General features: G+C 71.0%; 17 protein-coding genes. 9 read left to right on the top strand and 8 right to left on the bottom strand.

The genetic code is table 11. The features are described from left to right. Window positions 1–4: 4 nt before the first annotated feature. The 6 genes from KY661_RS12445 to KY661_RS12420 form a co-directional block, all read right to left on the bottom strand. On the bottom strand, window positions 5–823 hold the full coding sequence (locus tag KY661_RS12445; protein ID WP_225410412.1) for a helix-turn-helix domain-containing protein: 819 nt from the start codon (window positions 821–823) through the stop codon (window positions 5–7). A gap of 1 nt (window position 824) precedes the next feature. Then, window positions 825–2,978: a cation:proton antiporter domain-containing protein gene (locus KY661_RS12440; protein ID WP_225410411.1), complete on the bottom strand. Its 2,154-nt coding sequence runs from the start codon at window positions 2,976–2,978 to the stop codon at window positions 825–827. A 116-nt stretch (window positions 2,979–3,094) separates the two neighbouring features. Continuing rightward, complete coding sequence (locus KY661_RS12435; protein WP_225410410.1) at window positions 3,095–4,288, bottom strand: lipocalin-like domain-containing protein; 1,194 nt, start codon at window positions 4,286–4,288, stop codon at window positions 3,095–3,097. 3 nt (window positions 4,289–4,291) lie between these two features. Further along, window positions 4,292–6,832 (bottom strand): ABC transporter permease, encoded by a 2,541-nt coding sequence (locus KY661_RS12430; protein WP_225410409.1) that lies wholly within the window; start codon window positions 6,830–6,832, stop codon window positions 4,292–4,294. Further along, entirely contained in the window at window positions 6,829–7,530 is a 702-nt protein-coding gene (locus tag KY661_RS12425; RefSeq protein WP_225410408.1) for an ABC transporter ATP-binding protein, read from the bottom strand. The genes KY661_RS12430 and KY661_RS12425 overlap by 4 nt, the downstream gene beginning before the upstream one ends. Window positions 7,531–7,562: 32 nt before the next feature. Further along, window positions 7,563–8,381, bottom strand: a complete 819-nt coding sequence (locus KY661_RS12420) for an alpha/beta hydrolase (RefSeq protein ID WP_225410407.1) — start codon at window positions 8,379–8,381, stop codon at window positions 7,563–7,565. 118 nt (window positions 8,382–8,499) lie between these two features. On the opposite strand from KY661_RS12420, the gene KY661_RS12415 reads away from it, so the two are divergent. From KY661_RS12415 to KY661_RS12385, 7 genes are all read left to right on the top strand, one after another. Further along, window positions 8,500–9,309 (top strand): hypothetical protein, encoded by an 810-nt coding sequence (locus KY661_RS12415; RefSeq protein WP_225410406.1) that lies wholly within the window; start codon window positions 8,500–8,502, stop codon window positions 9,307–9,309. An 8-nt stretch (window positions 9,310–9,317) separates the two neighbouring features. Beyond that, window positions 9,318–10,241, top strand: a complete 924-nt coding sequence (gene hemF, locus KY661_RS12410; protein WP_225410405.1) for an oxygen-dependent coproporphyrinogen oxidase — start codon at window positions 9,318–9,320, stop codon at window positions 10,239–10,241. A gap of 9 nt (window positions 10,242–10,250) precedes the next feature. Beyond that, entirely contained in the window at window positions 10,251–10,790 is a 540-nt protein-coding gene (locus tag KY661_RS12405; RefSeq protein ID WP_225410404.1) for a hypothetical protein, read from the top strand. Window positions 10,791–11,002: 212 nt separating this feature from the next. Next, entirely contained in the window at window positions 11,003–12,199 is a 1,197-nt protein-coding gene (locus KY661_RS12400) for an Immediate early protein ICP0 (protein ID WP_225410403.1), read from the top strand. An 81-nt stretch (window positions 12,200–12,280) separates the two neighbouring features. Beyond that, on the top strand, window positions 12,281–12,898 hold the full coding sequence (locus tag KY661_RS12395) for an RNA polymerase sigma factor (protein ID WP_225410402.1): 618 nt from the start codon (window positions 12,281–12,283) through the stop codon (window positions 12,896–12,898). Between the two features lie 68 nt (window positions 12,899–12,966). Further along, window positions 12,967–13,611 carry an anti-sigma factor family protein gene (locus KY661_RS12390; RefSeq protein ID WP_075006487.1) on the top strand — a complete coding sequence of 215 codons (645 nt, stop codon included), beginning with the start codon at window positions 12,967–12,969 and terminating at the stop codon, window positions 13,609–13,611. After that, the gene (locus tag KY661_RS12385) at window positions 13,608–14,060 is read left to right on the top strand and encodes a hypothetical protein (protein WP_075006486.1); all 453 of its coding nucleotides are present in this window, start codon (window positions 13,608–13,610) and stop codon (window positions 14,058–14,060) included. Before KY661_RS12390 ends, KY661_RS12385 begins: the two co-directional genes overlap by 4 nt. A 7-nt stretch (window positions 14,061–14,067) precedes the next feature. Here the strand turns inward: KY661_RS12385 and KY661_RS12380 are convergent, their stop codons facing one another. Together KY661_RS12380 and KY661_RS12375 are read right to left on the bottom strand one after the other, a co-directional pair. Beyond that, entirely contained in the window at window positions 14,068–14,847 is a 780-nt protein-coding gene (locus tag KY661_RS12380) for a hypothetical protein (RefSeq protein WP_225410401.1), read from the bottom strand. 81 nt (window positions 14,848–14,928) lie between these two features. Continuing rightward, entirely contained in the window at window positions 14,929–15,501 is a 573-nt protein-coding gene (locus KY661_RS12375; protein ID WP_225410400.1) for a hypothetical protein, read from the bottom strand. A 390-nt stretch (window positions 15,502–15,891) separates the two neighbouring features. On the opposite strand from KY661_RS12375, the gene KY661_RS12370 reads away from it, so the two are divergent. Continuing rightward, window positions 15,892–16,131, top strand: a complete 240-nt coding sequence (locus tag KY661_RS12370) for a chaperonin (RefSeq protein ID WP_225410399.1) — start codon at window positions 15,892–15,894, stop codon at window positions 16,129–16,131. A 55-nt stretch (window positions 16,132–16,186) separates the two neighbouring features. Next, window positions 16,187–17,776: a phospholipase D-like domain-containing protein gene (locus KY661_RS12365; protein WP_225410398.1), complete on the top strand. Its 1,590-nt coding sequence runs from the start codon at window positions 16,187–16,189 to the stop codon at window positions 17,774–17,776. Window positions 17,777–17,881: the final 105 nt, after the last annotated feature.

The following is a 17,881-nucleotide window of genomic DNA, read 5'->3' as shown; positions in this document are numbered from 1 at the left end:
GCCTTCAGGAGAGGGGCTCCATCGCTTGGAGGTGCTGGAGCACCTCGTGGGGGTGCTGGACTTCGGCGAGCCGGTCCGCCAGCCCCTGGCTCGCCAGCCGCGCCACGTGCGCCAGCCGCATGAGGGCGGGCCGCCCCCGCTCCGGGCTCATGAGCGCCACCACCAGCCGCACCGGGTGCCCATCCGGCGTCTCCGCCTGGAGCGGCCGGGCCAGCGTCACCAGCGCCGCCACCGCGGGCCCTCCGGCCAGGGCGACCCTCGGCACCACCACCCCGTTGCCCACGGCGCTGGAGACCTCCTCCTCGCCCCGCAGCAGCCGGGCCGCCAGCGCCCCCGCGCCCGTGCCCGGGACGGCGGAGGCCAGGCGCCCGGCGGCGACGTCCAGCGCGTCGTCCAGGCGGGAGCAGGACAGCTGGAGCACGAGCCGCTCGGGGCTGAGCAGCGGGGCCAGCGTGGCGGGCGGCTCGTCCCGGGAGAACTCCCGCGAGGGAAACTCCGTGTGAATGAGTTGCCGCAGGCGCGCGAGCTGCTGGCCGTTGAGCTGCCGCCGGGCGATCTCCAGGAAGAGCTGGCTGGCGGCGGGCTCCTGCTCCAGGTAGCTCGCCAGGAAGGGGCTCACCCGGTGGGCCACGTCCATGAGCAGCGTGGGCGGGATGTCCAGCTCCCGGGCGATGGCGGAGATGCGCGCCGGGGTGGGCACCGCGTCCAGTCCGTGCTCCACCCGGCTGAGGTAGGCGCTCGAGACGCCAATGCGCTTGGCGAGATCTCTCAGCGAGAGCCCCGCCTCCACGCGCAGCAGTTTCAGGGTGGCCCCGACGTGCATGTCAGGAGACGCCCTCGTTGGCGGGCAGGCCGCCCACCGCCGCGGAGGCCACCGCCGGGGCGGCCGACGCCTGCGGGTGGCGGACGATGAGCAGCGAGCCCGGCGCGTCGCGGATGATGCGCTCGCGCGACAGCCCGAAGAGCCGGTCCTCCAAGCCCCACTCGGAGCCGGCGCCAATCACCGTCAAGTCGTAGCCCTGCGAGGCCTCGGCCAGCGCCGCCTCCTCGGGCGAGTCGCTCTCCACGACCTTGAAGCGCACCTGGCCCAGCTCCTGGGGGAAGAGTTCCTCCACCAGCGCGCGGCCCCGGGGGCCCTGGGAGGCGCTGCCCGGCGCGGTGACGTGCAGCACCGTCACCTCGGCGCCCGTGTGCCGCAGGATGCGCCGCGCCAGCGCCAGCGCCTGCCGGTCATTCTGGCTGCCGACGAAGGGCACCAGCACCCGCTTCGTCTCGGACAGGCCGCGGTCCACCAGCACCGCCACGCTCGTGGTGGCCTCGCGCATCACCTCGTGCACGGTGCCTCCCAGCATCGTCCGGCTGAACAGCGGCTTGTGCCAGCCGAGCAGCACCAGGTCCGCGCGCTTGGCCTCGGCGGTGCGGCAGATGTCCGCAGCGGGCTCCGAGGAGACGAACGACAGCGAGCGCACCGCCAGCTCCAGGCGCTTGGCGCTGGAGAGCAGCGGCGCGAGCGCGCCCTCGTCCGGGGGCCGCGGCTCGTGCAGCCGGTGCATGCTGGAGCGATCGGCGGAGATGAGGTGCAGGGCGTAGAGCTGGGCGTTCTCCGCGGCGCTGCCGCCAGTGAGTGCCCGCCCCAGGGCCGCCATGCCGGGGCCCGCCTGGCCGTGGGAGACGCACATCAGCACGGTGAAGGGCGCGGGGCCGGCCGTCACCGGCGTCAGCTCCATCTTGTCCCGGGCGAGCTCCTCGGTGGGGTAGATCCAGTTGAGCAGCGGCGAGGTGATGAACGTCGTCACCAGCGCCATCACCACCATCATGGTGAAGAGGGTGGGGGAGATGACGCCCAGGTCCAGGCCGATGTTGAGCACGATGAGCTCCATCAACCCGCGGGTGTTCATCAGCACGCCCACGGCGCTGGCCTCGCGCCAGCGCAGGCCCGTGAGCCGCGCCGCCACCGTGCTGCCGCCGAACTTGCCCAGGCAGGCCAGCAGGATGATGAGCCCGCACATGGCCCACGCATCCACGCTGTTGAGCAGGCCCACCTGCGTGCGCAGGCCGCTGTAGGCGAAGAAGACGGGCAAGAGCAGCACCACCGCCACGTCCTCGAGCCGCTCCGCCAGCGCATCGGCGAGCCCGCCCTCCTTGGGGATGACGGCGCCGAAGAGGAAGGCGCCGAACAGCGCGTGGATGCCGATGAGCTCCGTGGCCCAGCTGGAGGCCAGCAGCAGCACCAGCGTGCCCGCCACGACGTTCTGGGTGAGCCCGTCCTTGCTGGCCACGCGCGCGCCCAGCCGCGCGAGGAACGGCCGCACCACCAGCAGCATGAAGACGATGTAGAGCAGCGCCAGCAGGGTGGTGATGCCCGCGTCCGTGAGGCTCGAGGCCCGGACGATGGACACCACGAAGGCGAGCAGGCACCACGCCGTCACGTCATCCACCGCCGCGCAGGTGATGCTGATGACGCCCACCCGCGACTGGAGCAGCCCCCGCTCGCTGAGGATGCGCGCCAGCACCGGGAAGGCGGTGATGCTCATCGCCACGCCCATGAAGAGCACGAACGACAGGAAGGGCACCTCGGGCGACGACAGGGCGCGGTAGAGCCACAGGGCGCTGGCGCCCGCGCCCAGGACGAACGGGGCGATGATGCTGGAGTGGCTGATGGCCACCGAGCTGTGGCCCCGCCCCTGGAGCAGCTTCAGATCCAGCTCCAGCCCGATGAGGAACATGAAGAGGATGAGCCCCACCTGGCTGAGCATCTTCAGCACCGGCAGCGAGCTGTCCGGGAACAGGCTGTGCATCAGATCCGGCGCCAGCCAGCCCAGCAGCGAGGGGCCCAGCATCACGCCCGCGACGACTTCCGCGATGACGAGCGGTTGGCCCAGCCAGCGTGTCACCTTCCCAATGAGCCGGGAGAGTCCAATGATGACGATGAGCTGCACGATGAGCACCGTGAGCGGGTTCTGGGCCAGTCCGTGCATCGTCTCTCCTTGGACCAAGAGGGTGATAAGGAGGCACTTAGCAACCACGTCCGGAGGCGTCAACCCACGGTTCCTGGGAGCGTTGGGTGGCCGCGTGCGCGCGGATCATCGTCCTTTCAAGGGGGCCGGGAAGCCGAGGCCTCGGGCACATCCCCGTAGCCCGTCAGCTCCACGTAGCCCCGGCCCGTCACCGGCTGGCCCGCGCGGGTGCCGGTGAGCGTCACCGCGCCCTCCCAGTAGAGGACGACGACGGGCAGCTCCTGATCCGCCTGGGCCGGGAGGATGTCGAGCTCGAGCTGCTGCGAGGGCACCGCGAGGTGCCAGCGCGAAGGATACGTCACGCCGCTGCGCGGACTCTTCCACGTGCCGCGCACCTCGAGCCTCACGTCCTCGCGCTTCAACTGCACGGCGGCGCCCTGCGGCGGCACGAAGGAGCCCGCGCTGCGCGGGGCCACCACGCCGTCGCGCTGGCGCAACTGGTAGTACATGAGCTCGGTGCTGTCCGAGAGCTGGAGGGCGAACCAGTCCCAGCCAATCTGCGAGGCATCGAGCCCCACGGTGCTCCACTCGCGGTCCATCCAGCTCGCGCCCGTCACCGCGTGCGTTTGCCCCTCCACCGTCACCGTGCCGCGCGAGGGCATGCGCGTGAGCGAGTAGTAATAGGAGGAGCCCTCGCCGCCGCCCTTCTGGCTCAGCCCCTGGTTGCCCTGGAGCACGGGCGGCTTGCCCTCCTCCAGCTCCAGCGACAGGCCCACGCCTTGCGCCGCCGCCACCAAGCGCATGGGCAGCGCTCCGTCCTTCACGGCCCGCACCTCCCAGTCCTCCAGCCACACCCGGAAGGGCTGCGTCTGCGCGCCCGCGAGCCCCAGCGCCGCGCGGTTGAACCGCTCGAAGACGTGGAAGCGCTGCGCATGGATATCCGACAGCGCGAAGTGGCCCATGTAGAACTGGCGCGTGCCCCACTCGGAGGCGCGCTCCGGGGCCGTGGGGGCCAGCGCGTTGCGGAACAGCGTGAGCTGGTAGCCGAAGGCGCGCCCGTCCGCCGTCTGCAGGTTGCCCGTCCAGTACCACCACTCGGTGCGGAATTCTTCGTGGGGCCCGTGGTCCTCGGGGAAGTGGAACGGCCGGACCTCCAGGGCGCGCGCATAGCCCTCGTCCCCGCCACCCGTCCGGCCGAGCAGCGCGGCCACCGTGAGGCCCGGGGCCGCCGGCGGCGCGGGCGGCTCGCGCGTGACGAGGAACACCCCCACGGCCAGCACGGCCAGCACCGCCCCCACCCCCAGCACGAGCCCCTTGCCGCCACGCTGCATGGCCTACTCCTCCCGAAGGGCCAACGCCGGGTTGGCGCGGGACATTCGCCACGCGGGGTACAGGCCCGCGAGCCCCGCGGCCGCCAGCGCCAGCCCCACCGCCTGGAGCAGCACCCCCGGGGTGACGGCGAGCTGGAGCGTCCACCCGAAGGAGCGCTGGTTGATGACGTGCACGAGGATGTACGCGAGCGCCAGCCCCAGCGGCACGGCGAACAGGCCCGCCAGCAGCCCAAGCAGCCCCGTCTGGAGCGAGACGAGCCCCCAGAGCTGGCCCGGCGTCAGCCCGGTGGCGCGCAGCACGGCGAACTCCCTCGCCCGTTCGAGCTGGAGCGCCATCAGCGCGCTGAGCACGCCCACGAAGGCCACCCCCACCGCGAGCAGCCGCAGCACCTGGGTGATGGTGAAGGTGCGGTCGAACACCTCCAGCGAGCCCTCGCGCAGCACGCGGTTGGAGCGCACGTTGACGGTTTGCCGGTCGTCCACGCGGGCGCGCACCCGCTCCACCAGCGCGTCCACGTCCTGTCCGGGCGCGGCGTAGAGCGCCAGGCCCGTCACGCCCCGGTCCTCGAAGGCGGCCTCATAGGTGGTGCGCGTCATCAGCACCGCGCCCACGTCCGAGCCGAAGTCGTAGTACACGCCGCGCACCTGGAAGTCGCGCGGCCCCCGGTCCGTGCGCAGCCGCACCGTGCTGCCCCGGTGCACGTTGCGGTGCACGCTCAAGGGCTCGGAGACGATAAGCGTGTCCGGGGCCTCCAGCTCGCGCCACACCGTGTCCGCGTCGCCCTCCTTGAAGCGGTAGGCGCGCGGGAGGCCCGGCGGAAAGCCGATGGCCGTCAGGTCCGTGGGGACGCCGTCCACGTCCACCTTCACCGAGCGGAGGGTGGAGCTGGCCGCCACGCCCGGCGTCCCGGCCAGGTGCTCGGCGAGGCCCGGGACGAAGGCGCTGTCCCCGCGCCGGGCCATGAGCGAGGGCGGGGAGGCGTAGATGTCCGCCTGGAGCGAGGACTCCAGCCACTCGGCCACCGTGCCCCGGAAGCTGGCCACCATGAGGCCCACGCCCACGGTGGTGGACACGGCGATCATCAGCGCCGCCAGCGCCACGGAGGTGCGGCTCAGGCTGGTGCGCACGCCGCGCGCCGCCATGCGCCCCAGCATTCCGAACACCGCGCCCAGCGGGTGGGCCGCGCCGAGCACCAGCTTCCCGGTCGTCCACGGCACGAGCAGCGCCGCGCCGAGCTGCACGCAGAACAGGCCCACGTACGCCGGCGGCAGCGCCTGGGTGGGCAGCACCAGGAGCCCCGCGCCCCCGCCCAGCACGAGCAGCCCCAGGAGGGCGAGCCTCGGCGCGCGGCCCTGGGCGAGGTCCTCCGAGGCGGAGCGGCGCATCGTGGTGACCGGGGGCGAGCGCGCGGCCTCCCACGCGGGCACGAGCGCCGCGCCCAGGGTGGCCCCCAGCCCCAGCGCCACGCCCTTGGCGAACATCAGCGGCTCCAGCGACAGCCGGCGCACGCTCACCACGAAGTACAAGTCGTTGAGGGTCTGCGTGACGAGCCCCACGAGCCCCCGGCCCAGCAGCACCCCCAGCAGGAGCCCCGCCACGGTGCCCACCGCGCCGAGCAGCGCGGCCTCGCCGAGCACCAGGGCGAACAGCTCCCCCCGGGTGATGCCCAGGGCCCGCAGCCGCCCGAGCAGCCCGCGCCGCTGCACCACCGAGAAGGTCATCGTGTTGTAGATGAGGAACATGCCCACCACGAGCGCCAGCAGGGACAGCGCGGTGAGGTTGGTGCGGAAGGCCCGCGTCATCTGCTCCACGGTGTTGCCGCGCGAGGCGGCGCGCAGCAGCTCCACGCCCGGTGGGAGCGCCTGCCGCACCTGGGCCACCTCCGCCTCGTCCCCGAGCTTCAAGTCGATGCGGGACAGGCGCCCGGTGAGGCCGAGCACCTCCTGGGCGGTGGACACATCGGCCAGGAGCAGCCCCTCCAGGGCCCGGCGGGTGCGCGCATCGGAAGGGGTGAGGAAGCCGAGCACGCGCAGCGTCCGGAGCTGTCCGCCCACCGCCACCTGGAAGGAGGCCCCCGGCGCGGGCGCGCCCACCAGCCGCGCCGTCTCCGCCGTCATCAGCACCGTGCCCGGCTCGGTGAGGAGCGAGGGGAGCTGCGTGCCCTGCCGGTCCGACACGTAGGGCCGGAAGGGCTCCTCGGCGAAGGGGTCCACGCCCAGGAGCGTGAGGGGGCGGCGGTTCCCCTGGGCGGCCCGCACGTGGCCCTCCACCACGGGGGCGGACGGGGGCATGCCGGGGCGCAACCGCAGCGCGCTATATAAGGATGCGGGCAGGCCCGTGGGCCCCCCGGTGAGCTGGTGCGTGGCCTGGCCCGCCACCGTGCCCGTGGACTGCTCGAAGGCCTGGAGCGCGCTGTGGCTCGCCAGGTCGATGGAGACCACCACCGCCACGCCCAGCGCGATGCCCAGCAGCGACAGGGCGGTGAGCCACGGGTGGCTTGCCAGGTGGCGGGCGCTGGCGCGCGCGAGCAGCCGCCGGCTCATGGCCGCCCCGTCCGCTCGACGAGCCGGCCCGCCTCCAGCACGAAGGTGCGGTCGGCCCGGGCCGCCAGCGCCTCGTCATGCGAGACGACCAGGGCACACGCGTTGCCCCGGCGGATGAGCTCCTCCAACAAGTCCAGCACCTGGAGGCCCGTCGTCTCGTCCAGGTTGCCGGTGGGCTCGTCCGCGAGCAGCAGGGGCGGGGTGTGCGCCAGCGCCCGGGCCACCGCCACGCGCTGCTGCTCGCCGCCGGACAGCCGGTCCGGGAAGCTGCGCTCGCGCCCGCCGAGCCCCACGCGGCCGAGCAGCTCCTTCACGCGCGCGTCCACCTGGGCGCCCGGGCGGCCGAGCAGCTCCAGCGGCAACCGCACGTTCTCCTCCACCGTGAGCGTGGGCAGCAGGTTGAAGGCCTGGAAGACGAAGCCGATGCGCTCGCGGCGCAGCAGCGTCCGCTCCCGCTCGCTCAGGGTGGAGAGGTCCTTGCCCTCCACGCGCACCTGCCCCCGCGTGGGCAGATCGATTCCGCTGATGAGGTTGAGCAGCGTGGACTTGCCCGAGCCGCTGCGGCCCAGCAGCACGGTGAACTCACCCCGGTGCAGGGTGAGGGTCGCGCCGGTGAGCACCTCGCGCGTGGCCTCGCCCTCGGAGTAGGCCTTGGTGACGTCTCTCAGCTCGATGACGGCGGACGAAGGGGAGGGCATGCGCGGCGCCGCACACTAGCCGCCCCGGGCGCTCAGAGCGCGGAGGAAGCCTCGGTTAGCCCCGGCGCGCCCAGGCTCTCGTTGCGCCCGCGCAGGGCGTGCAGGAACGCGCCCACCTCCAGGGCGAGCCGCGGCCCACCCCGGTCCCGGGGGATGATGTGGTAGCCCTCCTGGAGCGACAGCACGCGCACCGAGGCGGCCCCGGTGAGCTGGTGGGCCAGCCACGGCCCGCCCTCGGGGTCCACCACGTGGTCCTGCTCGGCCACCGCCACCAGGGTGGGGCAGCGCACGCGCGGGGCGAGCACCTGGGCGGACTCCTGGAGCGTCCACAAGTCGTTGAGCCGCGCGCTGGGGAAGGCCTTCAGGATGGGCGCCTCCGCCAGGGCCACGGGGTCGCTCAGGTCGGTGCTGTCCTTGGGCACCCAGGGCTTCACCCACTCCAGCAGGCCCGTGTGCCGCAGCCCCTTGAGCAGCGCCATCTTCGGCCCCTTGAAGCGCGCCGCGGGGGCGATGAGCACCAGCCCGCGCACCACCTCGGGGAACTGGGCCGCCAGCCCCAGGGCGAGCAGCGCCCCCATGGACAGTCCCGCGACGAACACCCGGCGGAAGCCCGTGAGCGAGTGCAGCGCCTCGGCGGCGGCCTGCTCCCAGTCGCGGTGGTTCACCTCCAGCAGGGCCTCGGGCGTGGTGCCATGGCCCGGCAGGCGGGGGGCCTTCACGTACAGGCCCTGGGCCGCCAGGGCCTCGCCCAGGGGGAGCATCTCCCAGGGGCTGCCGGTGAACCCATGCAGCAGCAGACAGGCGTCGTCGCCTCGGCCCAGCTCGAAGGGTGCGGTTTTCCCGGTATCCATCCAGCGTCCGTGGGCGTGCACAGGGGGACGCTAGTCACGATAGCCCCAAAGCGTTATGCCGAGTGCCTTTTGTCAGACATTCATTCGCGGCATTCCGCGGCTTTCCGCCGGAGTTCTCATGACGCGTAGCGCTGGCCTCTCCGCGCGGTCCATCGCAGACTGGGGGCGCGTGTACTCCTTTCTCCTCCTGCTCCTGGTGGTGTTGATGGCCCCGGTGGCCTCCGCTGCCTGCGCGGAGGGCGGGGTGCAGCTGTTTCCCCGGCCGGGGGCCGTCCTGCCCACCAACACGCGCCTGCTCCTGGAGGGAGTCGGCACGGCGCGGACCCTGGTGGAGGCCTTGCCAGGCAAGACGATCCGCCTGCAGACGGGGGGGCACGAGGTGCGCGCGCGGGTGCAGCGCGGGTGGACGAGCACCCTGAACCGCGCCACCGTGGTGCTCAAGCTGGAAGGGCTGCTCTTGCCGGACCGGGTCTACACGCTGCGGCTGGACGACGTGCTGCCGCGCACGGTGGCGCTCCTCAACGGCACGGCCACCACGGTCCAGCCCGAGTGGCTCTCGGGCAAGGGGCCCGACAAGACGGCCCCCATTTGGCTCAAGCGCCCGGCGGTGTCCGAGGGCTTCTCGCGGCGCTCCGAGCAGGGGACCACGCGCTACCTGCGGCTGACCTTGTCCGCGCGGGAAGAGAGCCCCACCTACATGGTGGTGACGCTGACGCGCAAGCGCTCGGGGGCCGCGGCGCAGCACTACGTGGTGCCCGTGGTGAACGGCACGGCGCAGCTCGGCCACGAGCCGTGCAGCGGGGCCTTCGCCCTGGAGGATGGGAAGAGCTACCGGGCGCGCGTGGAGGTGTTCGACGCGGCGGGGAACCTCGCCCCGGCGGTGCCGCCCATGGACTTCGAGGCGCCGGCGGCGCCTCCCGAAAATTAGGAGGGACCATGACGTTGGACGTGGAGAAGGTGGAGCGGCTGAAGGGGCGGATGTCGGAGTTCATCCAGCAGCTGCAGAATGAAATCTGCGCGGGGCTGGAGACGCTCGAGGGCACGGCGCGCTTCCGGGAGGACGCCTGGGAGCGCGCGGGCGGCGGCGGGGGGCGCTCGCGGGTGCTGGAGGGCGGCACCGTGCTGGAGAAGGCCGGGGTGAACATCTCGGTGGTGCACGGCCAGCTCGAGGAAGCCTTCGCCAACCGGCTCCAGGGCGAGGGCCGGCACTTCTGGGCCGGCGGGCTGTCGCTGGTGCTCCACCCGCGCAACCCCCACGTGCCCACCGTGCACGCCAACTTCCGCTTCATCCACCAGGGCCCCAAGGCGTGGTTCGGCGGGGGCGCGGACCTGACGCCCTACTACCTCTATGACGAGGACGCGGTGCACTTCCACCGCACGCTGAAGGCGGCGTGTGACAAGCACGACCCGGCCTACTATCCGCAGTTCAAGCGCACCTGCGACAAGTACTTCTACCTGCGCCACCGCGAGGAGTGCCGGGGCATCGGCGGGCTGTTCTTCGAGGACCTAGGCGGGGCGGACCTGGAGCGCGAGCTGGCGTTCGTGATGGACGCGGGGCGGGCGTTCCTGCCGGCGTACCTGCCCATCGCCGAGCGCCGCAAGCACACGCCGTACACCGAGCCGCAGCGCTTCTGGCAGGAGGTGCGGCGCGGGCGCTACGTGGAGTTCAACCTCGTGTACGACCGGGGCACGGTGTTCGGCCTGGAGACCAAGGGGCGCACCGAGTCCATCCTCATGTCGCTGCCGCCCCAGGTGCGGTGGCTCTATGATCACCACCCGGTGCCGGGCACCGAGGAGGCGCGGCTCCTGGAAGTGCTGCGCAACCCCCGGAACTGGGCTGCTGGCGGCCAGGAAGGGTAGGGCGCGCCCGTGACGACGACGCAGGACGCTCCCCGCCGCGGCCGGCCGGGCCGGACCGTGGCCCTCGTGCTCGCGGTGCTGGTGGGGGTGCCGCTCGTGCTGGGCGGCGGCGCCTTCCTCTACCTGCTGTGGAAGCGCAGCCAGGCCCCGGATCCGGACAACGCGCTGCGCGTCGAGGCGGGCGGCAACACGGCGCCCTCCGAGGAGGCGCGCATCAACGTGCTGGCCCTGTGCGATGCGGTGCAGATGTACCGCGCCGAGCATGGGGCGTTTCTCCAGGCGGGGCCCACCCCCGCCGCGGTGCCCCGGGGCGGCCAGGCGGTGCCGTTTCCGCACGACGAGGCCTTCGAGAAGCTGGGCTTCGCCCCGGGCACGGCCGTGCGCTTCCAGTACCAGGTGGCCCTCCAGGAGAACCCGGTGGGGGAGACCGAAGTCACCTGCTTCGCGCGGGGGGACCTGGATGGGGACGGCCAGAACGCCGTGTACCGGGTCATGTTGGACGCCAACGGCATGACGTCCCCGGTGGAGGTGGAACGAGAAGGTGAGTAATTGGCGCACCTGCACGCAACTTGCCCGCCCACCGGCCGAGAATCCCGGAGATGGGGCATGTAGGGGAACTCGGCAGAGGCGCACGAAGTGGGGGTGGTGAAGCCACCCGCATCGGACCTGCGCCCACCGCGGAGGGTCCCCGGGAGGGCCGGGGCCGGACGGGCGAGCGTCCGGCCCTGGGTTCCCGCTCGGACACCCCGCCCCAGGTGCGCGTGCCGGCCACGTTCGCCGACGCGCTGACCCAGGAGAAGGGCGCAGGGACGCGGGGCAAGGCCGTCATGGCCACGTTGATCATGCCCCAGCTCCCGGCGGAGGCCCCTCCGGCGCGCAAGGGCAAGGACGTGCTACCCTCCGGGTCTCCCCAGCAGGCCCCGCAGGGGCCCCCGGTCAGCCCCATGGATACGCCCATCGGTCGTGGCGGTGGCACCCGCATCGTCAGGATGCCCGAAGCCCCGGGTGGCAAGGAGCGGCCCGCGGGCCCCTCCAAGGGCGGGGACACCCAACCCGGCGGACGCACCCAGACGCGCGATGGCTTCGGGGCCACGCCCACCACGGGCAACCGCCCCGCGCTGGGCCAGGGCGAGGCCCGGGGCCGGGTGCTGCCGGTGAAGGACCTGGTGCCCGGGGGGCTCGAGAAGCTGGTGAGTCAGGAGGGCGTGGCCAAGCGCTTCGCCTCGGACCTGGCCCTGCTCCACCAGCAGCTGCGGCCCTCGGACATGCCCTCCTCGGAGCGGGCGCTGCGCGCCTGGGCCTTCTTCACCGCCTACGCCGAGGCCGCCGCGGGGCACGAGTCCACCCCGGAGGGGCGGGAGACCTTCGACAAGGCCCTGAAGGACCAGGGCTTCTCCGAGCTCCGGGACGCCCACACGGGCGATGACGGCATGGCCGCGGCCCAGTGGGTGCTGGAGGCCTCCAACCCCGAGGAGGCCCGGGCACGCGCCGAGCAGGTCCAACCCGAGCCCCCGCCGGAGGTGCGCCTCTCGGAGTCCGCGCAGCCGCAAGAGGCCGCCCGCAAGCCGCAGCCCAAGGACGAGCCCCCGCAGGCGCCCTCGCAGGAGCACCGGGACAACGCCTTCACGCAGGGGCCCGAGCGCCCCGCGCTGGAGCGCATCCCCGGCCAGGCGGAGCTCGTCCGCGTGTCCCCGCAGCTGTTGCACCTGCCGCCGCAGGTGATGGTGCCCGCCCGCACGGAGGCCGAGCGCCTGGCCGGCGACGAGGCCCCCCTGGACCGGTGGAAGGGCCGGGCGAAGCGGCTGGGCCGCAACATGCTCTGGAACGTCCTCCACCGCTTCCGGGCGGGCCCCGAGGACAGCGCCATCGAACAGGAGAAGTGGGATCAGCTCGCCTTCGGGGCGGTGCTGGCCATCGTGGGGATGATGATTTTGATCATCCTGCTGGTGGCGTTGTAGTCCCCCGCCCAGGGTTCAATTTCACCCGGAGGCTCACGGATTTGTTGGGAAAGCGTTCGTGCGTGGTAGGGTGTACCCCCCTTGGCCACCGACGACCTTACCCTCGTCAAGCGCGTCCGCAACGGCGACCAGCGCGCTTTCAAGCTCCTCGTCGAGCGCTACCAGCGCAAGGTGTATGCCGTCGCGCTGGGAATGCTCAAGGACAAGGAGGAGGCGATGGACGTCTCGCAGGAGGCGTTCGTCAAGGTCTACAAGTACCTGGACCACTTCAAGGGCGACTCGTCCTTCTACACGTGGCTCTACCGCATCACCGTGAACATCTGCATCGATCTCATCCGCAAGCGCGCGGGTGCGGGCGGCGAGGCGGTGGAGTTCGACGAGACGCAGGCCCTGGACTTGTCCCAGGCCAACATCGGCGCGCTGGGCAGCCGCCTGGGCACCAACCCCCAGAAGAGCGCCCTGCGCCGGGAGCTGGCCGAGAAGATTCAAGAGGCCCTGGCCACGGTGCCCGAGAAGCACCGCGCCATCCTGCTGCTGCGCGAAATCGAGGGCATGTCCTACGAGGAGCTGTCGCGCACGCTGGACATTCCCAAGGGCACGGTGATGAGCCGGCTCTTCCACGCGCGCACCAAGGTCCAGAAAATCCTCAGTGAGTACCTGGAGTTGGACGAATCCAAGAGCGGAGTAGGAAGTGAGTGAGACGGGTTGGAATATCGGCCTGTGGCCGCCGTCACACCTCCGGGGCATCACTTTTCTGAGAGAATGCTATGGCCGGTAATCCTGCTTGCGAGCGGTTCATCCCGTTCCTGTCTCCCTACATCGATGGAGAGCTGACGCCCGCGGAGCGCGTCAACGTGGAGCGCCACCTGGGCGCCTGCAAGGAGTGCATGGGGCGCACGGCGGACTTCCGCGCCGAGGCAGGCCTCCTGCGCGTGGGCCTGGACATGGCGGTGGACGATGTGGACTTCAAGGACTTCACCCAGAAGGTGATGGCTCGCATCACCCCCGAGAAGCCGCCCCTCCTGGAGCGGCTCAAGCTGTCGCTCTCGGAGATGTTCCTCTACCAGCGCACGGCCATGGTCTCCTCGCTGGCCACCGCCGCGGTGCTGACGGTGGTGGCGGTGCCCCTGCTCATGGGCCGCGGCGCCCCGGAGGGCTACGGCGCCGAGCGGATGACGGTGCAGCGGGTGAGCGCCTACGAGCCGGCGCGCGTGGCCCCGGTGGTGATGGAGACGGACAACGGCGGCGCCATCATCTGGCTTGTGGACCAGGACACACCAGGAGCCCAGCCCGGTCAGGATGAGGACGGTGGGACGGGCGCGGGGCTGGAGCGGGACGGGCTGCGGCGGGAGGATGCTCCCCGGCCGATGAACCCGGCGTCGCCGCCGGACACCCAGGGAGGTTCCTTGTGAGGATTCAGACGCAGGCGGTGCTCTCGCTGCTGTCGCTGGGGCTGGTGCTCCTGCCCCCGGCGGACGCGCACGCCCAGGCCCAGACGGTGAAGGTGCAGGCGGAGGTGGTGCTCGCCTCCAACAAGGGCGACGCGGTGGAGCCCCCCGAGCTGGAGAAGATGAAGGAGCTGTTCCGCAAGCAGAACTTCAGCTTCACCTCCTTCAAGCGGCTGTCCCTGGAGACCGTCACCGTGGAGGCCCAGAAGGCCACGGAGATCCGCCTGCCCAACGGCGTCAACGCCTCGCTGCAGCTCCTGGCCTTCAAGGACGGCACCGCCACCGTCCGCGTGGTCATCCCCAAGCAGTCCGCCATGGACGTGGAGCTGGGGCGCCAGGGCTCCGTCTACCAGAAGGCCGGCCGGCACGTGGGCGGAGAGCTCATCCTCGTGCTCTCCCCGCCCCCGAAGTAGCGCCCGCTCAGACGGCCAGGCACTCCACGGCCTGCCCGGTCAGCACCTCGGCCTGCGGCTTCTGGGGCTGGAGCGCCAGGGGCAGCGCCGCATGCTGGAGGGCCACCGTGGGCGCCAGCGGCTCCAGGGCGCTGGCCACCTCCTGCCGCAGCCCGTGCATCATCGCGTCGAAGACGGAGTAGGTGCGCTCCACCAGCGCCAGCCCCTGTACGCGCAGCTCCTCGGGCAGCTCCATGGCGCGCAGCCGCCGCTCCATCTCCTCCTCGAAGACTTCGTGCTGGGCCTCCACCTGCACGTGGAAGTCCGAGAAGTAGCGCAGCCGCTCGGTGTTGCCCTTGGCCGCCACCAAGGCCGCGGTGCGGCTGAAGAACACGTGGCTGGTCGCCTCCATGGTCAGCACCAGCGCGATGCGCAGCCGGTCATCCATGGGGCGATACACCTCGGAGATGAGCGCATACGTCGCATCGCGCGTGGCGGTGTGCGCCCGGCCGAACAGCGCGCTGACGGTGAGCTGCTTGCCCGTCAGCTCCGCGATGTCCTCGAAGAACCACCGGTCATGCCCCACCTCTTCCGAGCGGTGCTGGATGGTGAGCTGCTTGAGCGCGGGGTCGCTGATGAAGTGCGCGTTGAGCCGCAGCACGTCCTGGAACGTCATCACCCAGAAGGCCAGCTTGGGCGCAAAGGCCATGATCTGATCGATGGGCCGATCGAGCTTCAGATCCTCGAAAAAGGGATGTTCGGCGAACAGATGCTGACGCGCTGCGATGTATTCCAGGATGACCTTCATGGACTTCCTCCCGACCTGCCGTTCGTGGCGCCTCACTCAGGTGAGGATGACTGCTATGTAAGGGGGTTCGGGTGAGGGCTACTACCAGGTGATGAGATAGGTGCAGGAAGCGTCACCCCGGCGACGGCAGCTCTTGGGGTCGTGCTCGATGCGCACCCAGAGCGCATCCTTGGGCCGGAACCGGTCACACACCGCCTCGATCAACCCCAGATCCAAGTCACAGGGATACGGGTTGTCGCAGACCATCCGCGCGCTTCGCCGGTCGATCTGCTCGTACCGGTAGTCGCCAATCCTGTCGCTCCCGCGATGATTGAGGTGGTAGGCCACGTCGATGGAACGCAGGCCCTTCTCCAGCGAATCCAAGTTCGCCGGGAACCGGGCATTGTCGGGAATCTTCCTTCCGATGGCGCGCACCGTGCTGGGGCCAATCTTCTCGAAGATGAGCTGGAAGGAGTTGAGCAGGCTGGACATCGGGTACCACACGTCCGCCTTCAAGGGAGCAATCCCATTCTCCTCCAGGATGCGAAGCGCCCGCGCCTGGACCACTTCCATGCCGCCAACGATGGCGAGGATGGATTGTCCGACCACCTGGGAGTTCGGGTAGGGATCGTTCATCTCGGACTTGGCCTTGAGGGGGGGTGCGTTCGATTCCATGGGTCAAGCACCTCAAGACTCGCCCCACACTCCATTGGAACGGTTAAAGGCGTCAAATGCAAATTGCCCCGGATGTAAGCCGGACTACCTGGGGGCAGGGGGCCGCCCCGGCGACACATGTGTTGTAGCAAGTTGTAAAGCGGCGAATGTTTTGATGCCCCAGGGCCGGGGGTGATCCCGTCATTCATTCCGATCTTCCCCGCCTTCTGAAAAAATGTCAGTCCTTTTTCGGGAGGCATGAACCTCGGATTCCAGGAGGCGGCCAATAAAACCAATAGGTTAGAGCCTGGCACACGGGTTGCTGAAGAGGAACTGCGCAGGGCGGCGGCGGTTTGGCCGGGCCTGGAACAACCAAGCAGTAGCCCACCAGCACTCCTCGGAGAAAAGACCATGGCGAAGGCTCAGCGGCGTGATCAGGTCATTCAGCGGAAGACCCGTCAGACGAAGGCGAAGGTGGCCCGGGCGGCCGCCAACGTGGCGCGGCCGGTGCGCCGGGTGCAGGTGACGCTGGGCGACCTGATCGCCGCGGCGTTCGATACCGTGGGGGGCGAGGTGAAGAAGGTGGCCAAGGTCGTCTCCTCGCCCAACATGACGCTCGCTACGGGCAAGAACATCGTCTTCGTCGGCTGAGGCGCAGGCCACGCGGCCGGTGCCTCGGGGGGCAGGCCATCGGGAGAGGTTCACCGTGAAACGCATCCTGGAACCCGGACGCAACTGCTGGACACAGACCGAAGCGCACGACGCGGGAGTGCTCGTCGACGGACGGGACTACTACAAGGCTTTCTACCGCGAGGCGCTCCGGGCCAAGAGTTACATCGCCATCACCGGATGGCAGTTCGACAGCGATGTCTCGCTGCTGCGCGGCGAGGACGCCGGGCAGGCTCAGGGCGAGCTGCGCATGCTGCCGCTGCTGCGCGAGCTGTGCGAGAAGAACCCGGAGCTGCACATCTACATTCTGGCGTGGGATTTCAACGTGCTGCTCGCGATGGAGCGCGAGTGGATGCAGCACACGCTGTTCAACGGGTACAGCGACCGGCTGTCCTTCCGCTTCGATACCTCCGCGCCGCTCTACGCGGCACACCACCAGAAGCTGGTCCTCATCGATGGGCGCGTGGCGTTCACCGGCGGCATGGACATCTGTGACTGCCGCTGGGATGACCGCGACCACCCGGCCCGCTCCACGCTGCGCTGCGACAACGGCAGAGATCCGCACGGCCCCTACCACGATGTGCAGTCGGTGCTCACCGGCCCCGTGGTGGAGAAGCTGGCGGAGCTGTTCGAGGCGCGCTGGTTCAACTCCGGCGGTGGCACGCTGCGCCTGCCCACCCCCGTGTCGCGCGACGACGTGGACCTGAAGCCCACGGTGCCGCTGCCGCCCGGGCCGGTGGCCATCTGCCGCACCTTCGGCAAGACGCTGGTGCCCTTCCAGGAGCAGGTGCAGGAGATCCGCGCGCTGTACCTGGATGCCATCGACGCGGCCGAGCACTTCCTCTACTTCGAGAACCAGTACTTCTCCTCGCGCACCCTCTTCCAGGCGCTCGTGCGCCGCATGCGCGCCAAGGACCGGAGCCGGCTCAACATCGTCTTCGTGCTGCCCCGCATGCCCGAGGCGCTGCGCGAGCAGCTCGCCATGGGCGTGGCCCAGGTGCGGCTCCTGCGCCTGCTCCAGCGTGTGGCGAAGGAGACGGGCCACGCGCTGGGCGTCTACTGCTCGGTGTCGCGCGATGAGGCGGGCCAGGATGTCTACACCTACGTGCACTCGAAGCTCCTGGTGGTGGATGACCGGCTGCTCACGCTCGGCTCGGCGAACACCACCAACCGCAGCCTCGGGGTGGACTCGGAGCTGAACCTGGCCTGGGAGGTGCCCGAAGAGAACGGGGAGCTGCTGCGCCGCGCCATCCGGCGGCTCCGCGTGAGCCTCATGTCGGAGCTCAGCGGGGTGTCGCGCCCGGCGGAGCTGCGCCAGCTGGCCCGCGCGGACGGGCTCGTCTCCTTCCTGGATGGCGTGGCGGCCCGCGGCGAGGCGCGCCTGCGCGCGCACCCGCTGGAGACGGTGTTCGACCAGAACCCGCTCATCAAGCCGCTGGTGCCCGAGGAGCTGGGGTTCGACCCGGAGGACTCGCTCATCGACGAGAGCCTCTTCGAGTCGCTGAAGCAGGAGCAGGGCCTGGTGGCCTCGAGCGTGCGCTTCCTCGCGCGCTGGTTCGGCAGCCTGCCCGCGCGGCCTCACCCCGCGAGCCTGCCGGCCGCGAACACGGTGCCTCAGGAGCACTGAGGCAGGCAGGCAGGCCGTGGGCCACGCCCCGGGCGTTGCCCGGTGGACGCTGAGTGTGGGGCCCTGGCCCCGCGAGGGGGGCGCCCCGGGCATTTTGTGTCCCTA

Source organism: Allostigmatella hybrida (genome assembly GCF_020103775.1).
GTDB classification, from domain to species: Bacteria; Myxococcota; Myxococcia; order Myxococcales; family Myxococcaceae; genus Hyalangium; species Hyalangium aurantiaca.
Note: the sequence above shows the minus strand (reverse complement) of the source record. Positions and strands in the feature narration are given on the sequence as shown.